The following is a 16,372-nucleotide window of genomic DNA, read 5'->3' on the forward strand; positions in this document are numbered from 1 at the left end:
GGCGAACTGCAGCAGAGTGCGCGGCCCCTGATCGCCCCCCGGAACTCCCCATGCGCCTCGGCATCGACTTCGGTACCAGCAACTCCGCCGCCGCCATCGTGCATGAGGGAACACTGCTGCCGATCCGCTTCGGCGACGCCGAGCAGTTCCGCACCAGTGTGTACTTCCCCGGCGTGGTGCCCGACCCGGACGACTTCCAGCTCGACGACGGCCAGGAACACCAGCTGCAGCAGATGATCGACAGCGCCGCGCGCGCGGCGCGCGCCGCCGGCCAGGAACGCACGCCGCAGGCGCTGCGCCGCGAAGCCCTGCGCGCGCTGCGCCGGGAATGGATGGAAGCCCGCGCCGGCAAGGAACGCAGCGCCAACGACCTGCTGCAGAACGCGGTCTACGGCGACGAAGCGCTGGAAGCCTATTTCGAGGAACACGAAGGCAACCTGGTGCAGAGCCCGAAGTCGATGCTCGGCTACAACCTGCACCCGCGCGCGAAGCAGACCATCACCGGCATCGCCGCGCACATCCTCGAACACATCCGCCTGACCGCCAGTGCCCAGCTCGGCCGGCCGCTGCGCGCCGCCCTGCTCGGGCGCCCGGTGCAGTTCCGCAGTTCGATCGGCGCAGCCGGCAACGACCAGGCGCTGGACATCCTGCGTGAAGCGGCCACCCAGGCCGGCTTCGACCAGGTTGATTTCCTCGAGGAGCCAGCCGCGGCGGCCATGCATTACCACGCCGAAAGCCGCGAGCGGCACCAGGCGGTGATCGTCGATATCGGCGGCGGCACCACCGACATCGCCCATGCCGAAGTCGGCGGCGACGACGCCCCGCGCATCCACCGCGCCTGGGGTATCGCCCGCGGCGGTACCGACATCGATCTGGCGCTGAGCCTGTCCAGCTACATGCCGCTGTTCGGCCGCGGCATCACCCGCGTGCCGGCCCACCACTACGTGGAAGCGGCCACCGTGCAGGACATGACCCGCCAGCGCGAATTCCGCCTGCACAAGTACGACCATGTCGACGCGCCCTGGGGCGACCGCCTGCAGGCCCTGCAGGACACCGGCAACACCGCCCGCCTGTACCGTGACGTCGAACGCGCCAAAATCGCCCTCAGCGCTGCCAGCGAGCACCGCAGCACGCTGGACTACATCGCCCGCGACCTGCATGCCGACAGCAGCGCCGACGGCCTGGCCGCCGCCGCCCATGGCTACCTGGAGCAGATCCGCGAGCTGCTGGCCCAGGTCCGCAGCGACATCGGCGGCGACCCGGATGCCGTGTTCCTGACCGGTGGCATGTCCCGCGCCGGCTACCTGCGCCAGGCGGTGGCGGCCGCCTTCCCGGGCGCCCGCATGGTCCACGGCGAGCCCTCGCTGGGCGTGGTCCAGGGCCTTGCGCTGGCGGCAGCCAGCCAGGATTAACAAAACGTTACGCGGTCTAAGTTACTCTTGGTCGGCTAGAACCCTGCTGCCCCTTCCACCGGCCATGCCGGTGTGTGTCCACGGTGCAGCCTGGCCCGCCCAGCGGGCCTAGCGGCCATGCCTTCCTGGCTCGTTCATGGTCCGCGCAGCACCTGAGCCGCCATTGAGACCCGCTTTGGGCACCCGCCAGGCCCCTGAGGCCTTACAACCTGACGCAGCACCTGCACCCATCGACTGCCGCCGTTGTGATGCGGTCTGTTGCCGGTTGCCCGTGCTGCTGCAGCCCGGCGACCACGTGCCCGGCCAGTTCCTGTCACGCGACACCCACGGCCGTGCCGTGATGGCGCGCAACGAGGAAGGCTGGTGCGCGGCGATCGATCCCTATCACCTGCGCTGCACGATCTATTCGCAGCGCCCGGCGATCTGCCGCCAGTTCTCGATGGGCGGCGATGACTGCCGCCGCGAGCGGCAGGACTACCTGCGCCAGGCCGATGCCTGGGCGCTTTCCTCCCCTTCCACCTGACAGGAGCAACCATGCCCCGCAAGGCAAAGACCCCCGCGAAGGCCAGCAACAGCATCCGCAGCGAACGCAAGGGCGCGGCCGCCAGCACCGTGGTCAGCAGCGATTCGATCGCTTCGGACCTGGCAGCGTTCCGCAAGGCCGGTGGCAAGATCGAAGTCCTCGGCACTACCTGGGCGCTGAAGAAAGCCAGCTGACCCAGCTCCGACCGCGGCGGCGCTGCCGCCGCGGCCTGCCGGACCGCGCTCAGCGATCCAGGCGTACCCGCACACTGCCCGAATGCGACTGGATGCGGATGTCACCGTCGCCATTGCCGAGCCGAGTATCGAGATGGCTGCCCGGGCCGTAGCGCGGCCGTTCCACCTGGCCGGCGTCGCTGTTGATCGACCCGCTGAAGCTGTTCACCGAAAGCTGCGCCGAAACCGTGCGTGGCAGGCGCAGGTTGACCGACGCGCTCACCGATTCGACATTGATACGGCCCCCCGGCGCCAGCCCGGCCGCCGACAGGTCGATGCTGCCCGACACGGTTTCCACCGCCAGCCGCTGCACCCGCCCGGCATCGACCTCGACCCGGCCGGATACCGTCTGTGCACCGATGTCACCGGACACGCCGCCGCCGGCTTCGATGCGGCCACTGACCGTGTTCACGTCCAGCTTCGGCGTCTGCAGGCGCGCGATGACACCGCCGCTGACCGTATTGAGCTTGCTGTCGCCGCTGCGACCGGAGGCGCTCAGGCTGCCGCTGACCGTGTCGGCCTGCAGGCGGCGCACATCGATGCCGCTGATGTCCTGGCTGGCACTGACCGTACTCAGCAGCAGTTCCACCGAGCGCGGCACGTTCAGCACCAGCGTCGCGCCGCCGTTGTTGTTGCGACGCGGATACTCGATCTCCCAGCGCACGCGGTTGGCACTCTTCTCCTGGCGCAGCTGCAGGCCATCGCTTAGCGTACCGGTGAGCTGCACGTCGTTGCGGTCCCAGCCACGCACGCTCACTTTGCCGGCCACGTTGCTCAGTTCGATGCGGCCGCCGGCGGCCAGGTTGTGGCGCTCGTCGATCCGGGTGTCAGCCAGGGCCACCGCGGGCAGCAGCAACAGCGCGGCGCAGCAGGTCATCAGGGTTCGTGTCATCGGGGGTCTCCTCAGGTCGTCAGGCCGGACTCGGCGGCATAGGCCGCCTGCCGGGTCAATTCCAGCCGCAACGCATAGGTGCGCTTGAGCTGGCCAAGCAGATGCGGCGCGCGTGGATCCTGCGCCAGCGCGGCCCGGATCTGTGCCGCGCTTTCATCGAGTTCGTGCAGCGCCGGCTGCCATTCCGGCGCCCGGCCTGCGGGCAACGAGGCCACTGCCTGCTGGTACTGCTCGGTCATCGCCGCGGCCTGCAGTTGCAGGGTAGACGGCACCGGCGCGTCCGGTTGCGCATGGCGCCACGGCGCCACCGCGTAGAGCGCCAGGCTTGCGGCCAGTGCGGCCCCCACCGGCAACCACCAGCGCCGGCGCGAACGCCCCGGCAGCACCACCACGTTGCCGGTCGGCGCAGGCGCCGCCTGTGGTTCACGCGGCGGCAGCTGCGCCGACAACCGCGTCCAGCCATCGGCGGGCAGGCCGCGTTCGGAAGGCAGCGCGCGCAGTCGGGCCACCAGATCGTGGTCGGAATCGTGTTCGTGTGTACTCATGTCATGTCTCCCAGCCGTGCGCGCAACAGGCCGCGCGCACGATGCAACTGTGCCTTGGAGCTGCCGACGGCCATCTGCAGCTGCGCGGCGATCTCCTGGTGTTTCCAGCCTTCGATGTCATGCAGCACCAGTACCGCGCGCGCCCTCGGCGGCAGCGTCGCCAGCGCGCGCTCCAGGTCGCGCTCGGTACCGGCGCAGCGGTCGTGTACGGCCAGTTCCTGCAGTCCTCCGTCCACATCATCAAGACTGTCGTGGTCCTGCCCGGCGGCGCGCCCACGCAGTTCCATCAGCGCAGCGTTGACGCCCAGGCGATGCAGCCAGGTCGACAGGCTGCTCTCGAAACGGAACCCCGGCAGCGCCTTCCACGCCTGCAGGAAGGCTTCCTGCAAGGCGTCTTCGGCACGCGCCTGCTGGCCCCCGCACAGCCGCCACAGCACGGCGAACACGCGCGGTGCATGCCGCCGGTACAGCAGTTCATAGGCCGAGGTATCGCCGGCGGCGGCCGCCCGCACCAGGGCGGGTTCATCGACGGCGTCGTGGGCGGCAGGCGGCGCGGGCATGGTGGTGTCGAGCATATCGCTTGGATGCGGCGGCCCGGGAAAAGGTTTAGAGCCGGACGACGATCACTGCCGTGCAACCTTTTCGACACCTGCTGCATCCATGGAAGGTCCTTCGCGAAATTGCCGTCCAGGAGTCCTGCCATGTCCAGCCCAACCTGCGCCGCCCTGCTGGTGATCGCCGCCTGCGTCGTGCTGCAGGCACTGGGCCTGTCGCTGCAGCTGCACCCCGGTAACGGCCGTGCCTGCCTGCAACAGCACCGCCAGGCGCTGGTGTGCCTGGCCTGGGCCCCGGCGGTCGAATCCCCGGCACGCGCCGGGTAACATCGAAGGTCGCTATTGCCACCTGTTGTCGCCCCATGATGTTGTCGCTGAAGGATCACCTGCCGCCCTGGACCCACCCGTGGTTGAACTACGCCGGCGTCGCCCTGCAGATCGTAGGGGTGCTTCTGGTCGCGTGGCTCCTGCGCGTGCTCGCCCGGCGCCTGATCCGCCGCTTCGCCGAGCACTACACGTTGCCGCCCGAGATGGTGATGGGCGCGCGCCGGATCACCAGTTTCGTGGTCTATTTCAGTGCCCTGCTGTACATCCTCAGCCTGCTCGGCGCGAAGCCCTCGGTGCTGTGGACCGCGTTCACCGGCTTCGCGGCCGTGGGCGCGGTGGCCTTCTTCGCGGCCTGGAGCGTGCTGTCCAACATCTTCTGCACGCTGCTGATCTTCACCACCCGCCCGTTCCGCCTGCACGACTACATCGAGGTGCTGGAGAACGGCGAGAAGCCGGGCCTGAAGGGCCGGGTGATCGACGTGAACCTGATCTACACCACGCTGCAGGAGACCGGCGAGGGCCACGAGGGCACAGTGCTGCAGCTGCCGAACAACCTGTTCTTCCAGCGCACGGTACGGCGCTGGCGCGACCCGGCGCAGGCCCCCGGCGGCATCCAGGGCGACGGTTGAGGGTGGAGTTTTCGGCAGGGCTGCGCCCTGCACCTGCAGAGGCCGAAGCCGAAGCCGAAGCAAGATCAAGAGCGGCATTCCGTGGGATGGCGGGGCGGTGTGGGTGGTCAGGACACGCCGTAACCCCCCCTCCGGGGTCCGGCCCAGCCGCTGGCGGCTGTGCGTTCGGGCGCTTGCGAAGCAGTGCTTCGCAAGCAAAGCGCCCTCACCCCTGGGGGCTCGATGGCGCCATCCATGGCGCCAACGGTCCTGCCCACCCACACCGCCCCACCTCTGACAGATTCCGCGCGCTGTTGGTGGGTGCCGACCGTTGGTCGGCACATCTGTCAGATATCGATAGTCAAAATTGGATCCGACCCCGTGCCGACCAACGGTCGGCACCCACCATCAGCAGCAGGTTCCAACAGATCGCGGAAATCTGTCGAAGGCGGGGTGGGTCCGGTTGAGGGGGGCCAGATCAGTGAGCGCCATGGATGGCGCCTTTGATGTTGACGTTGCTTCTGCAGGTGCAGGGCGCAGCCCTGCAATAAAACACCCCTTTACCTCAGCTGGCTGTCCTTGCTGCCACGCCGGTTGTACACGGCATGCGCCTGGTCTTCGTCGTCCCGCGCCTGCTGGCACGCAACGCACAACCGCACACCAGGCACAGCCTGGCGCCGCGCCAACGGGATCGGCGCGTCGCATTCCTCACAGTGGTCCAGACCGGGTCCCTCGCGCAGGTGGCGCCGCGCGCGGGCGATCGCGTCGTCGACGGTGGCGTCGATCTGGTCCTGGACCGCGCCGTCTCCTGCCCAACCGGTGGCCATGGCTATCCTCCGCAGGTGTGTCGCCCGATATGGGGACGATACACCCCGGCAAAAAGGAAGGCCTTCATGTAAAGCCGAGCCATGCTCGGCTGCTCTTCAGGATGCCATACAGAACGCCGACGGATCCGATCAGGCCGATTGCGGCTTAATCCCCTCCGTCCCCTTTTTGCTTACCAGATCAGGTCGTCGGGCACCTGGAACTGCGCGTAATAGGCGTCGTCTTCTGCGTTGCCGGTGGAGATCTCGGCGGTCGAGCCCGGCTGGCCGTGGTCGACGATGATTGCTTCGGGTGCGCGTTCACGCACCTTTTCGGCGGCGGCGCGGGGCAGCAACGCATAGCCCTCGCCGTGGGCGACGATGACCAGCACGCCCACCGACAGCGCCTTGCGCAGCTTGGGGTCGATCAGCAGGGTACGGATCGCTGCGCCATCGCTGAAGCGGTACTCGTCGTCGCCCTTGTGGGGTACGGCATGGGCCGTGATGATCTGCCTGGCCTGGGCCTTCTGTTCAGCCTGCCTGGCCTGGGCATTGCGTTCGGCGGCCAGTGCGCGGTCGCGCTCGACCTTCTCGGCGCGGGCACGTTCAGCCTCGCGCTGGACCTCGGCCGAGGTCGATTCGGCCTTGCCCTGGCGGGCCTTGGCCTGCTCGCGTGCGGCGGCGCTGGCCTGCGACTTCTTGGCCAGGCCGGCCTTGAGCAATTGTTCCTGCAGCGCGTTGGGCTTTGCCATGGTCGGTGCGTACCGCGTGTAATCTTGGATGCCCCATTCTACCGACGCCCCGCCGGCCCTGCATGGCAGTCCTGAAGTACCTCACCGGTTATCCCGAACCCCTGGTTGCCCAGGTCAGCGAGCTGCTGGCGCAGGGCAGGCTCGGCCCCTGGCTGCAGCAGCGCTACCCCGACCCGCACGAGGTGCGCAGCGACCGCCAGCTGTACGACTACACCCAGGAGCTGAAGGACCGTTACCTGCGCAAGTCGGTGCCGCTCAACAAGGTCTGCTACGACAATACGCTGGAAGTGATCAAGCACGCGCTGGGCACCCACACCGCCATCTCCCGCGTGCACGGTGGCCGCCTCAAGGCCAGCCGCGAGATCCGCATCGCGACCGTGTTCCGCCAGGCACCCGCGGCGTTCCTGCGCATGATCGTGGTGCATGAGCTGGCTCACCTGAAGGAAGCCGACCACAACAAGGCCTTCTACCAGCTGTGCCAGCACATGGAGCCGGACTACCTGCAGCTGGAGTTCGATACCCGCCTGTACCTGACCGAGCTGGCCAACCGCGGCCAGCGCTGACCGGCCGCAGCAGCTACACTGCGCGCCCCCTGCCCGACCTGCCTGCCATGGAACCGATCCGTCTCGACAAACGCCTGTCCGCCCTGCTCGGCATCCCGCGCGGCGAAGCGCGGCGCTACATCGAAGGCGGCTGGGTCACGGTCAACGGCGACGTGGTGGAACAGCCGCAGCGCCCGGTCGATGACAGCGCGGTGATCGTGGTGGCCGAACAGGCCAGCGATGAAAAGGCCGAGCGGGTCAGCATGCTGCTGCACAAGCCGGCCGGTGTCGCCGCCGAAACCCTGTGTGCCCTGGTCAGCAGTGACAGCCGCAGTGAACTTGATGCCAGCGACATCCGCCCGTTGCAGCGTCACTTCCACGGCCTGCAGCTGGCCGCCTCGCTGCCGGCCAGCGACAGCGGGCTGGTGGTGGTCAGCCAGGATCCGGCCACGCTGGCCCACCTGCAGCGCAACCTGGGCCGTACCGAGCAGGAATACCTGATCGAAGTGGCCGAAGGCGGTCCCGAGCGCGGGCCGTGGCTGATGGCGCGGCTGCAGCAGGAATCGGGCGGCGCCAAGGTCAGCTGGCAGAGCGAGCAGCGCCTGCGCTTCGCCGGCAAGGGCCTGACGGCCAAGGGGCTGCGTGTGGCGGTCAGCGCTGTCGGCCTGCAGGTCACGGCCGTGCGCCGCCTGCGTATCGGACGCGTGGCGCTGGGGCCGCTGCCGCCGGGGCAGTGGCGCTACCTGGGCAGCGACGAGCGGTTCTGAGGTGTGCGGGTCAGGGCCCTTTCCCGTGGAGAGGGATCCGGGGGTCGGATCCCGTGCCGAAGGCAGGGGCTCTGACCCCCTGTCGATCCTGCAGGCATTCCTTCACGCATGGCGTGGCTCTACCATCGGGGCATGAGCCTGCCCAAGCCGCTGTGGCGACGCCTGCTGCGTGTTGCTGCGATCATCCTCGCCGTGCTGGTGCTGCTGGTCCTGTCCGGGCTGCTGCTGGCCGACCATCTCACGCCGCAGGCGCATGGCGCGCCTTCGCACGTGCTGCCGCTGCAGCCGGCACAGACCCGCATCGACCAGCAGATCGTGCCGCTGCAGGCGGCCCACCCCGGCCAGTCGGGCGTGGCCTTCCTCAGCGATGGCATGGATGCCTTCGCCGCCCGCGCGATGATCACCACCCAGGCCGGCCGCAGCCTGGACCTGCAGTACTACATCTGGCACGACGACCTGATCGGCCACCTGATGGCCAAGGCGCTGTATGACGCCGCCGAGCGCGGCGTGCGCGTGCGCATCCTGCTCGATGACATGAATGCCAAGGACAAGGACGCGCTGATGATGGCGCTCGATGCCCATCCGAACATCGAGATCCGCCTGTACAACCCGTTCCGCAACCGGACCGGCATCCTGCGCATGGTGGAGATGGTGCAGCGCTTCTTCAGCGTGAACCACCGCATGCACAACAAGAGCTGGATCGCCGATGGCCGCGTCGCAATCGTCGGTGGCCGCAACATCGGCGAGGAGTACTTCAGCGCGCGCACCGACGTGAACTTCCAGGATCTGGACCTGCTGGTCGCCGGCCCCGCCGTGGAGCAGGCCAACCGGATCTTCGACGACTACTGGAACAGCGAAACCGCCATCCCGGTATCCGCGCTTGCCTTCCATACCGACGCACAACTGCGCCTGCTGGTGCGCGAATCGGACCACGAGGCGCAGCGGGACGTGGCCCGCCCCTACCTTGCGCGCGTGGCCGAATCACGCCAACGGCAGCGCCCGAGCCCCGAGCCGTTGCACTGGAGCGGTGCCGTGCGCATCGTGTCGGACCCGCCGATGAAGCACCGCAGGGATGATCGCGCCACCTGGCTGGTGTCGACCCTGATCAGCGAGCTGCAGGCCGCCCGGCACAAGGCCCTGTTGATCTCGCCCTACTTCGTGCCCGGCAACGAGGGCCTCGATGGCTTTTCGGCAATGGCCGGGTGGGGCGTGCAGGTGGGCGTGGTCACCAACTCGCTGGCCGCCAACGACGTCGCCGCCGTGCACGGGGGCTACATGGGCTACCGCGTGCCACTGCTGGAAGCGGGCGTCCACCTGTACGAGCTGAAGGCACAGGGTCAGTCGGGCGATGCCGGCGTGTTCGGCAGCAGCGGCGCGAGCCTGCACACCAAGGCATTCCTGATCGATGACCGCCGCGGTTTCGTCGGCTCCTTCAACCTGGACCCGCGCTCGGCCTACCTGAACACTGAAATGGGTGTGCTGTTCGACGATCCGGTGCTGGGTACACAGCTGCGGGACGAATACCTGCGCCTGGCTGACCCCAGGCACAGCTGGTGGCTGGCACTGGACGACCGCCGCCGGTTGCGCTGGCTGGAGCGCGAACCGCCACCGCACTGGGTGGAGGCCGAGCCAGGGGCAACGGCGCGCAAGCGCTGGTTGTCGCGGGTGATCAGCTGGCTGCCGGTGGAATCGCAGCTGTAGCGCTCAGGACGCCGGAGTGGCCTCATCCTGTCCGGCCTCATCCAGCGTTTCCACGTTGCGCCCATGCAGGCGCCGCCAGATCCAGCGCAATGCATGCGGCGGTGCCGAAGGCAGCTGCTCCAGCAGGGCCAGCATGCGGCTCTGGCTGGCATGCCCATGGCGGCACAACAGGCTGGCCGCTGCGGCCGCGCTGGCCAGGCGCAGGCTGTCGGCCAACGGTCCTTCCGCATCCACCGCCAAGGCCTGGTGAACCGGCTCAGGCAACTCCCATGCGGCAGCGACCCGCTGCGCCAGCGGCAACGACCACTGCTGCAACAGCTGCAGGGCCAACGCCGGCTCCACGGGCTCGCCACGGGCCTGTGCCTCCTGCAGCAGCTGGCGCATCACCAGCGCCGCACCCAGCCCCTGCACCAGGCCCAGCCACTGCGCGGCGAAGGCATCGCCGAAGGTGACCGTGCGTGCGTGGTCGGCCGCTGCACGCGATGCCAGCAGTGCGTGCTCCCAGATGATCGCGCTGAACTGCGGGAACACCTCGCATTGCACCTGCATCACCGGCTGCACCAGTACCGCACTGATGATCTGGCGCACGCCCTCGGTGCCGACCAGGGTCACCGCCCGCTGCAGGCTCTCTACCGGGCGCTCGTGGACCTTGTAGGCCGGGCTGTTGGCGATGCGCAGCAGGTTGCCGGTCAGCACCGGGTCTTGGCCGATGATCGCGGCCATCACCCGGGCCGAGGCGGCATCGTCGTTGACGGTCTGGATCAGCTGCGGCAGCAGCTGCGGCCGGCGGGGCAACTGCCTGGCCGCCCAGTCGCGGTCCTGCAGCGCGCGCGCCACCGCCTCGCCCAGGCCTGGGTCCTGCACCGGCGTTGGCTCGCCGGCCAGCCGTGGGTACAACGCAAGCGCATGCAGCCCGCGTTGCAGGTGAGCGGCGATCTCCGGCGACGGCAGCGCCTCGCCCTGCAGGCTTGCGGCTGCGGCGGCCACCGCCTGGCGGGATGCGGCAACCAGCCGCGCCGGTGCCGCCCCGGTCGAACGTGTCAGCCAGCCGCGCAGCGATCGCCACCATGCCGCTGTCATCGCCGCCCGTCCTGTCGTTGTGATGCCCTTGCCGTCACTGACCGCCCTGCCTCTTCACGCCCATCCGGCCACCCGCCGTCGTCGCAGCATCGGCCGCACTTTCATCTTCTTTAACCTGGCGGCCGCCGACGTCGACGGCAACGGCCGGGCGAATGGACTAGAATGGCGCCGCGCGACCCGTCCCCCAGCCATGACGACGTCGCTTTTTTTGTTTTGGGACCCTACCGTTCACTGGCCGTTCGCTGCAGTTCGCCGCTGTTCGCGCCATCGGAGACGCCATGCTATTCGAAACCCTCGCCACCACCGGCCACGAACAAGTGGTGTTCTGCCACAACCACGATGCCGGCCTGAAGGCGATCATCGCCATTCACAACACCACCCTGGGCCCGGCCCTGGGCGGCGTGCGCATGCGCCCCTACGCCAGCACCGACGAGGCACTGGCCGACGTGCTGCGGCTGAGCCGGACGATGACCTACAAGAATGCGCTGGCCGGCCTCAACGTCGGTGGCGGCAAGGCGGTGATCATCGGCGATCCGAAGGTGGACAAGACCGAGGTGCTGTTCCGCGCCTTCGGCCGTTACGTCGACTCGCTGGGCGGCCGCTACATCACCGCCGAAGACGTCGGCACCGACGTCAACGACATGGAGAACATCTACCTGGAGAGCCAGTTCGTGACCGGCGTGCACCAGGTCCATGGCGGCTCCGGCGATCCGGCCCCGTTCACCGCCTACGGTGCGCTGCAGGCGCTGATGGCGGCGATGCGCTTCAAGTTCGGCCACGAGGAAGTGGGCAAGACCAGCATCGCGGTGCAGGGCCTGGGCCACATCGGCATGGAGCTGGTGAAACTGCTGCGCGACCGCGGTGCCAAGCTGTATGTCACCGACCTGGACAGCGCACTGGTTGATCGCGCGGTCAGCGATTTCGGCGCCGAAGCGGTCAAGCCCGACGAGATCCACGAAGTGAACGCCGACGTGTTCGCACCGTGCGCGCTGGAAGGCGCCATCAACGCCGACACCCTGCCGCGGATCAAGGCCAAGATCATCTGCGGTACCGCCAACAACCAGCTGTCGAGCCTGGAAATCGGCGATGAACTGCACGCGCGCGGCATCCTGTATGCGCCGGACTATGCGGTCAACGCTGGCGGCGTGATGAACGTGTCGCTGGAGATCGATGGCTACAACCGCGAACGCGCGATGCGCCTGATCCGCAGCATCTATCACAACCTCACCCGCATCTTCGAACTGTCGCAGCGCGAGAACATCGCGCCGCAGCGTGCGGCCGACCGCATCGCCGAAAGCCGCATCCTGTCGATCGGCAAGCTGAAGATGCCGCTGGGCCGCAGCACCCCGCGCCTGGGCAACCTGCGCGGCGGCTGAGCCTGCCGATGTCGCGCCGGGGCTGACGTCCCGGCGCGACCTCCCGCTCAGAACCCGGTGCTGTAGCGCAGCGCCGCCTGGCGCGCGCCCTCGCCACCGACGCGCTGGTCGAAGCCCAGGCTCAGGCGGCCATTGCGGCCCCACCACGACTCCAGCGCCACGCCGAACAGCGCACTGCCACGCGGTGCGTCCCATCCCGCCAGGGGTGCCCAGGCATCGACACCAACGAAGCTGGCCTGCCAGTCCGCATCGGCACCGTCGAGCCGTTGCTGCCACTCGGCGTGCCCGCGCAGCGTCCAGCGCCCCCAGCCGCGCTCGCCGCGGATACCGGCCAGCATCTGGCTGCGCTGCACGCGGTTGGCGTCGCCACGCAGGCCGAAGCCGAAACCACCCAGCTCATTGAAGGCATCGGTATCCACGCGCGTGGTGCTGGCACCCAGATACGGTGTCAACGACGCGCCCGCGCGGCCGAAACGATAGCCGCCTTCGACGCTGGCACTGCTGAAGCGTCCGCCGTAACGTGCGGAAACACCATAGGCACCGGCGCCCAGCAGCAACTGGCGATCCAGCGCACGGGTGAACTGGCCGCTGCCGACCTGCGCCAGCGCATAGCCCCGGCCCAGGTTCCAACCGGCGTACAACTGTGCCTGCGCCTGGCGATCACGCCCACGATCGCCGCCGAAGCTGCTGCCACCATTGCTGCGGGTCTCGCCAAAGGCCACGCCCATCAGCCCATTGCTGCCCAGCGGCAGGTCCTGGCCGGCCATCCAGCCACGGCTGTCGGCGGCATTGCCGGCAAAACTGCCCTGCCCGGCCTCACCGAGCGCGCTCTGCCAGGCCCCGCGCAGGCGCGGCGCCGCCCGCACGCGATCGAAGCGCTCGGCGATCGCACGGCGCGACATGTCGATGCTGTCGAAGGTGGCCGACTCGGCCCGCGCATGCGCCTGCCCGGACAGGCTCTGCAGGCTGGCTGCCAGGCCCTCGCTGCCACCGCCGGTCCACTGCAGCGCACCGGCCGCCGTGCCGAAGGCCGAGCCCTGCAGCGCAGGACTGCCATCGAGTGCGCTGAACGCACCTTCCAGTCGTTGCGCCGCGGACTGCGCCGAGGCCGCGAGCCCGGTCGCCGCCGCCGTCACGCTCACCTGGGTCAGGTTCAACCAGGCAGTGTTGCTGTCATAGCCATAGCTGCTCTGCAGCAGCGACAGGCCCTGCAGGCCGCTGGAGGAGGCCGGGCTGCTGAAGGTGCCGCTCAGGCCACCGGCCGCACGGACCAGGTCCTGGCGGCTGCCGTTCTGCGGCACGTAGCCGGAGACGAAGCCATGCACGCGCACGCCACCATTGATCGAGGCCGTGCCGGTCACCTGCAGCGCATTGGCACCGAGCGCGATCATCAACTGGCCACCCGCCTGCTGCGTGTAGTTGCCCTCGATGGTGCCGGTGGTGCTGCCGGTGGTCAGGAACACGCTGCTGCCGTTGACCACGTTGCCGATCACGCGCGGCGTGCCGCCATTGAACTGCAGGCCGGTCGAATCCGGGTCGGGCTGGCCGAGGATGGTCACGTTGGAACGGATGACACCGCCGTTCTGCAGCGACAGGATGCCGCGCTCGATGCGGGTGGCGCCGCTGTAGCTGTTGTTGCCTGCGAGCACCAGGGTGCCCCCGCCCTGCTTGACCAGGCCACCGCTGCCGACGATGTCGTTGCTCCACAGCGAACCACTCGATGGCGCATCGACATTGGCCACTACATCACCCCAGTCGAAGCGGCCCGGGCCCTTGATCGCCCGCGAGATGTCGAGCAGGCCGTAGCCGAACACCGCATCCACGCCGGGCGCGCCGATGTCCTTGGCCGTGCCCAGCAGGGTCTGCCGCACCAGGTTGTTGTCGAAGTACGGGTAGCGCTGCCAGACCAGCGCGGCGGCGCCGGAGATCAACGGGGCGGCGAAGGACGTCCCGTAGTTCCAGTAGTAGGTGCTGCCATTGGCATCGGGATAGACCGCGCTGCCCGGCGCCGCCAGGCAATAGCGCGCCGCCTGCCCGCAGGCATTGGCGTAGCTGGCCAGCGTGCCCGGTGCATAGGGATCCACTGCGGTCGCCACCAGCCAACCGCGCTCCAGGTCGGCCGCCGGCAGCGAGCCGGCAACGCCCAGCTGGCTGGGCAGGGCGGCCAGGCTGCTCGGTTCGGTGCGCGCATCGTTGCCGGCCGCGAACACCACCAGGCCGCCATGGTTGATGACGAACGGACGGTACTCGGCCGCCACCTGCGCGGTGGTCGGCAGGTCGGTCCAGTACAGGCCGCCCCACGAGTTGTTCATCACCTTCACGTTGTAGCTGATCAGGTCCTGGTGGACCTGCGCCACGCCCAGCGGACCGCTGAAGGAATTGCCCTTGCCGCTGCCGTCATCGACCGGCGGCTTGTCGGCGATGATCCGCGCCGAAACGATCTGCGCACCGGGGGCGATGCCGCCCGGCCAGGTTCCCACCGGCGCGCCGGCGGCCAGGCTGGCTACCGCCGTGCCGTGGCCCACCACGTCGTCCACCAGCAGGTTGTTGCGCGCCGGATCGATGTAGTTGAGGTTGCCCACCACCCGCCCGTTCAATGCCGCTGCGTTGCGCTGCACGCCCGAGTCGACGATGCCGATGCGCACGCCCTGCCCGGTCAGGCCGGCGGCCTGTGCGGCACGCGCATTGGTCACTGACAGGTGCGCGTCGAAGGCCGGTTCCTGCGGCTTGGCCGGAGGCGGTGCCGTCGGAGGGGGCGTCGTTGGGGGTGTGGGGGTGGTCGGAGGGGGATCGATGCGGACATTGCCGCCGCCTCCGCCGCCACATGCCGTCATTGCCATCGCCAGCGCCGTTGCCAGCGCGGACCTAACCATCGTCGTGCGTTCCATCGATTCCTTCCCATGAACGTTGACCTGCCTACATCCCGGCAGGCGTGCGGTGCCGCCCAGCGGCGGCCCTCCCCGACCCTCTATACTTGGGCCGACCCCCACGCAGTCTGCCGGGAAACCGGGGCGCTTCCAACGTCCGCGGTCTCCTTTCCGAACATTGCTTACGCATCAACGAGATTGCCATGTCCAACATCGTCATCGCCGCCGCCAAGCGCACCGCCATCGGCTCCTTCCTCGGCCAGTTCAACGGCGTGCCGACCCCCACCCTCGGCGCGGCCGCCATCGCTGCCGCCCTGGAACAGTCGGGCGTACCGGCCAGCGACGTCTCCGAGGTCCTCATGGGCTGCGTGCTGCCGGCCAACCTCGGCCAGGCGCCCGCCCGCCAGGCGGCGATCGCCGCCGGCATTCCGCTGTCGACCGGCGCCACCACCCTCAACAAGGTGTGCGGCTCGGGCATGAAGACCATCATGCTCGGCCATGACCTGATCAAGGCCGGTTCGGCCAGCATCGTGGTCGCCGGTGGCATGGAATCGATGTCCAACGCCCCGCACCTGCTGCCGAACTCGCGTACCGGCAACCGCTTCGGCAACTTCCAGGCGGTCGACCACATGGCCCACGACGGCCTGGTCAACGCCTATGACGGCAAGGCCATGGGCGAATTCGCCGAATGCGCCGTGGACAAGTACCAGTTCAGCCGCGAGGAGCAGGACGCCTACGCGATCGAATCGGTCAAGCGCGCGCAGGCCGCACAGGCCAACGGTGCGTTCGCCGACGAGATCGTCGCGGTGAAGGTAGCCACCCGCAAGGGTGACGTCGAGGTCGCCACCGACGAGCAGCCGGGGCGCTCGGATATCGCCAAGATCCCGACCCTGCGTCCGGCCTTCAAGAAGGACGGCAGCGTCACCGCCGCCAGTTCCTCCAGCATCTCCGACGGCGCCGCCGCGGTGGTCCTGCTGACCGAGGAAGACGCGGCCGCCCGTGGCATCACTCCGCTGGCCCGCATCGTCGGCCACGCCACCCATTCGCAGGAACCGGAGTGGTTCACCACCGCCCCGATCGGCGCGATCCACACGCTGCTGGCCAAGACCGGCTGGTCGCTGGACCAGATCGACCTGTTCGAGATCAACGAGGCCTTTGCCGTGGTGGCAATGGCGCCGATGCGTGAGCTGGGCATCCCGCACGACAAGCTGAACGTGAATGGCGGTGCCTGCGCGCTGGGTCATCCCATCGGTGCCTCCGGTGCACGCCTGGTGGTGACCCTGGTCAACGCCCTGCGCACGCGCGGTGGCAAGCGCGGCATTGCCACCCTGTGCATAGGTGGCGGCGAAGCAACGGCAATCGCCATCGAATTGATTTAAAAAGATTTAAC

General features: G+C 68.7%; 17 protein-coding genes. 10 read left to right on the forward strand and 7 right to left on the reverse strand.

Annotation, left to right across the window (positions count from 1 at the left end; all coding sequences use genetic code 11):
• Positions 1-50 precede the first annotated feature (50 nt).
• The 3 genes from AC5JLE_RS10085 to AC5JLE_RS10095 all read left to right on the forward strand — a co-directional run bounded on the left by AC5JLE_RS10085 (position 51) and on the right by AC5JLE_RS10095 (position 2,129).
• Positions 51-1,412 carry an Hsp70 family protein gene (locus AC5JLE_RS10085; protein ID WP_049407984.1) on the forward strand — a complete coding sequence of 454 codons (1,362 nt, stop codon included), beginning with the start codon at positions 51-53 and terminating at the stop codon, positions 1,410-1,412.
• A gap of 229 nt (positions 1,413-1,641) precedes the next feature.
• Positions 1,642-1,935 carry a YkgJ family cysteine cluster protein gene (locus AC5JLE_RS10090; RefSeq protein WP_053462562.1) on the forward strand — a complete coding sequence of 98 codons (294 nt, stop codon included), beginning with the start codon at positions 1,642-1,644 and terminating at the stop codon, positions 1,933-1,935.
• Between the two features lie 11 nt (positions 1,936-1,946).
• Positions 1,947-2,129, forward strand: coding sequence for a hypothetical protein (locus tag AC5JLE_RS10095; protein ID WP_005410566.1), 183 nt, complete (start codon positions 1,947-1,949; stop codon positions 2,127-2,129).
• 49 nt (positions 2,130-2,178) lie between these two features.
• On the opposite strand, the gene AC5JLE_RS10100 is transcribed toward AC5JLE_RS10095, so the two are convergent.
• Genes AC5JLE_RS10100 through AC5JLE_RS10110 form a run of 3 tightly spaced genes read right to left on the reverse strand, consistent with a single transcriptional unit; the run spans position 2,179 to position 4,180 of the window.
• Positions 2,179-3,060, reverse strand: coding sequence for a DUF4097 family beta strand repeat-containing protein (locus AC5JLE_RS10100; RefSeq protein WP_032958651.1), 882 nt, complete (start codon positions 3,058-3,060; stop codon positions 2,179-2,181).
• A gap of 11 nt (positions 3,061-3,071) precedes the next feature.
• Entirely contained in the window at positions 3,072-3,605 is a 534-nt protein-coding gene (locus AC5JLE_RS10105) for a hypothetical protein (protein ID WP_014647970.1), read from the reverse strand.
• Complete coding sequence (locus AC5JLE_RS10110; RefSeq protein WP_032958649.1) at positions 3,602-4,180, reverse strand: RNA polymerase sigma factor; 579 nt, start codon at positions 4,178-4,180, stop codon at positions 3,602-3,604. The genes AC5JLE_RS10105 and AC5JLE_RS10110 overlap by 4 nt, the downstream gene beginning before the upstream one ends.
• Before the next feature lie 126 nt (positions 4,181-4,306).
• Between AC5JLE_RS10110 and AC5JLE_RS10115 the strand changes: the two genes are divergently transcribed.
• Both AC5JLE_RS10115 and AC5JLE_RS10120 read left to right on the forward strand, forming a co-directional pair.
• Positions 4,307-4,486 (forward strand): hypothetical protein, encoded by a 180-nt coding sequence (locus AC5JLE_RS10115; RefSeq protein WP_014647972.1) that lies wholly within the window; start codon positions 4,307-4,309, stop codon positions 4,484-4,486.
• A 35-nt stretch (positions 4,487-4,521) separates the two neighbouring features.
• Positions 4,522-5,115, forward strand: a complete 594-nt coding sequence (locus AC5JLE_RS10120) for a mechanosensitive ion channel family protein (protein WP_014647973.1) — start codon at positions 4,522-4,524, stop codon at positions 5,113-5,115.
• Between the two features lie 539 nt (positions 5,116-5,654).
• Here AC5JLE_RS10120 and AC5JLE_RS10125 read toward each other — a convergent pair.
• Both AC5JLE_RS10125 and AC5JLE_RS10130 read right to left on the reverse strand, forming a co-directional pair.
• Positions 5,655-5,921 (reverse strand): DksA/TraR family C4-type zinc finger protein, encoded by a 267-nt coding sequence (locus tag AC5JLE_RS10125; RefSeq protein WP_496065263.1) that lies wholly within the window; start codon positions 5,919-5,921, stop codon positions 5,655-5,657.
• Positions 5,922-6,091: 170 nt separating this feature from the next.
• The gene (locus AC5JLE_RS10130) at positions 6,092-6,649 is read right to left on the reverse strand and encodes a DUF2058 domain-containing protein (RefSeq protein ID WP_032958646.1); all 558 of its coding nucleotides are present in this window, start codon (positions 6,647-6,649) and stop codon (positions 6,092-6,094) included.
• 62 nt (positions 6,650-6,711) lie between these two features.
• Here AC5JLE_RS10130 and AC5JLE_RS10135 point away from each other — a divergent pair, with 62 nt between their 5' ends.
• The 3 genes from AC5JLE_RS10135 (at position 6,712) to AC5JLE_RS10145 (ending at position 9,659) form a co-directional block, all read left to right on the forward strand.
• Positions 6,712-7,212 carry a M48 metallopeptidase family protein gene (locus AC5JLE_RS10135; protein WP_014647976.1) on the forward strand — a complete coding sequence of 167 codons (501 nt, stop codon included), beginning with the start codon at positions 6,712-6,714 and terminating at the stop codon, positions 7,210-7,212.
• A 47-nt stretch (positions 7,213-7,259) separates the two neighbouring features.
• Positions 7,260-7,958 (forward strand): RNA pseudouridine synthase, encoded by a 699-nt coding sequence (locus AC5JLE_RS10140; RefSeq protein ID WP_241884318.1) that lies wholly within the window; start codon positions 7,260-7,262, stop codon positions 7,956-7,958.
• A gap of 108 nt (positions 7,959-8,066) precedes the next feature.
• Positions 8,067-9,659 (forward strand): phospholipase D family protein, encoded by a 1,593-nt coding sequence (locus AC5JLE_RS10145; protein ID WP_496065264.1) that lies wholly within the window; start codon positions 8,067-8,069, stop codon positions 9,657-9,659.
• A gap of 3 nt (positions 9,660-9,662) precedes the next feature.
• Here the strand turns inward: AC5JLE_RS10145 and AC5JLE_RS10150 are convergent, their stop codons facing one another.
• A complete protein-coding gene (locus AC5JLE_RS10150; RefSeq protein ID WP_262088033.1) occupies positions 9,663-10,739 on the reverse strand; it encodes an HDOD domain-containing protein in 1,077 nt (358 codons plus the stop codon).
• A 278-nt stretch (positions 10,740-11,017) separates the two neighbouring features.
• On the opposite strand from AC5JLE_RS10150, the gene AC5JLE_RS10155 reads away from it, so the two are divergent.
• Positions 11,018-12,115: a Glu/Leu/Phe/Val dehydrogenase dimerization domain-containing protein gene (locus AC5JLE_RS10155; protein ID WP_008264553.1), complete on the forward strand. Its 1,098-nt coding sequence runs from the start codon at positions 11,018-11,020 to the stop codon at positions 12,113-12,115.
• A 47-nt stretch (positions 12,116-12,162) separates the two neighbouring features.
• Here AC5JLE_RS10155 and AC5JLE_RS10160 read toward each other — a convergent pair whose 3' ends face one another.
• Positions 12,163-15,003: a S8 family serine peptidase gene (locus AC5JLE_RS10160; RefSeq protein WP_496065265.1), complete on the reverse strand. Its 2,841-nt coding sequence runs from the start codon at positions 15,001-15,003 to the stop codon at positions 12,163-12,165.
• 182 nt (positions 15,004-15,185) lie between these two features.
• On the opposite strand from AC5JLE_RS10160, the gene AC5JLE_RS10165 reads away from it, so the two are divergent.
• Positions 15,186-16,361 (forward strand): thiolase family protein, encoded by a 1,176-nt coding sequence (locus tag AC5JLE_RS10165; RefSeq protein ID WP_014647981.1) that lies wholly within the window; start codon positions 15,186-15,188, stop codon positions 16,359-16,361.
• The last annotated feature ends 11 nt before the right edge of the window (positions 16,362-16,372 follow it).

It is taken from the genome of Stenotrophomonas sp. (genome assembly GCF_059505245.1).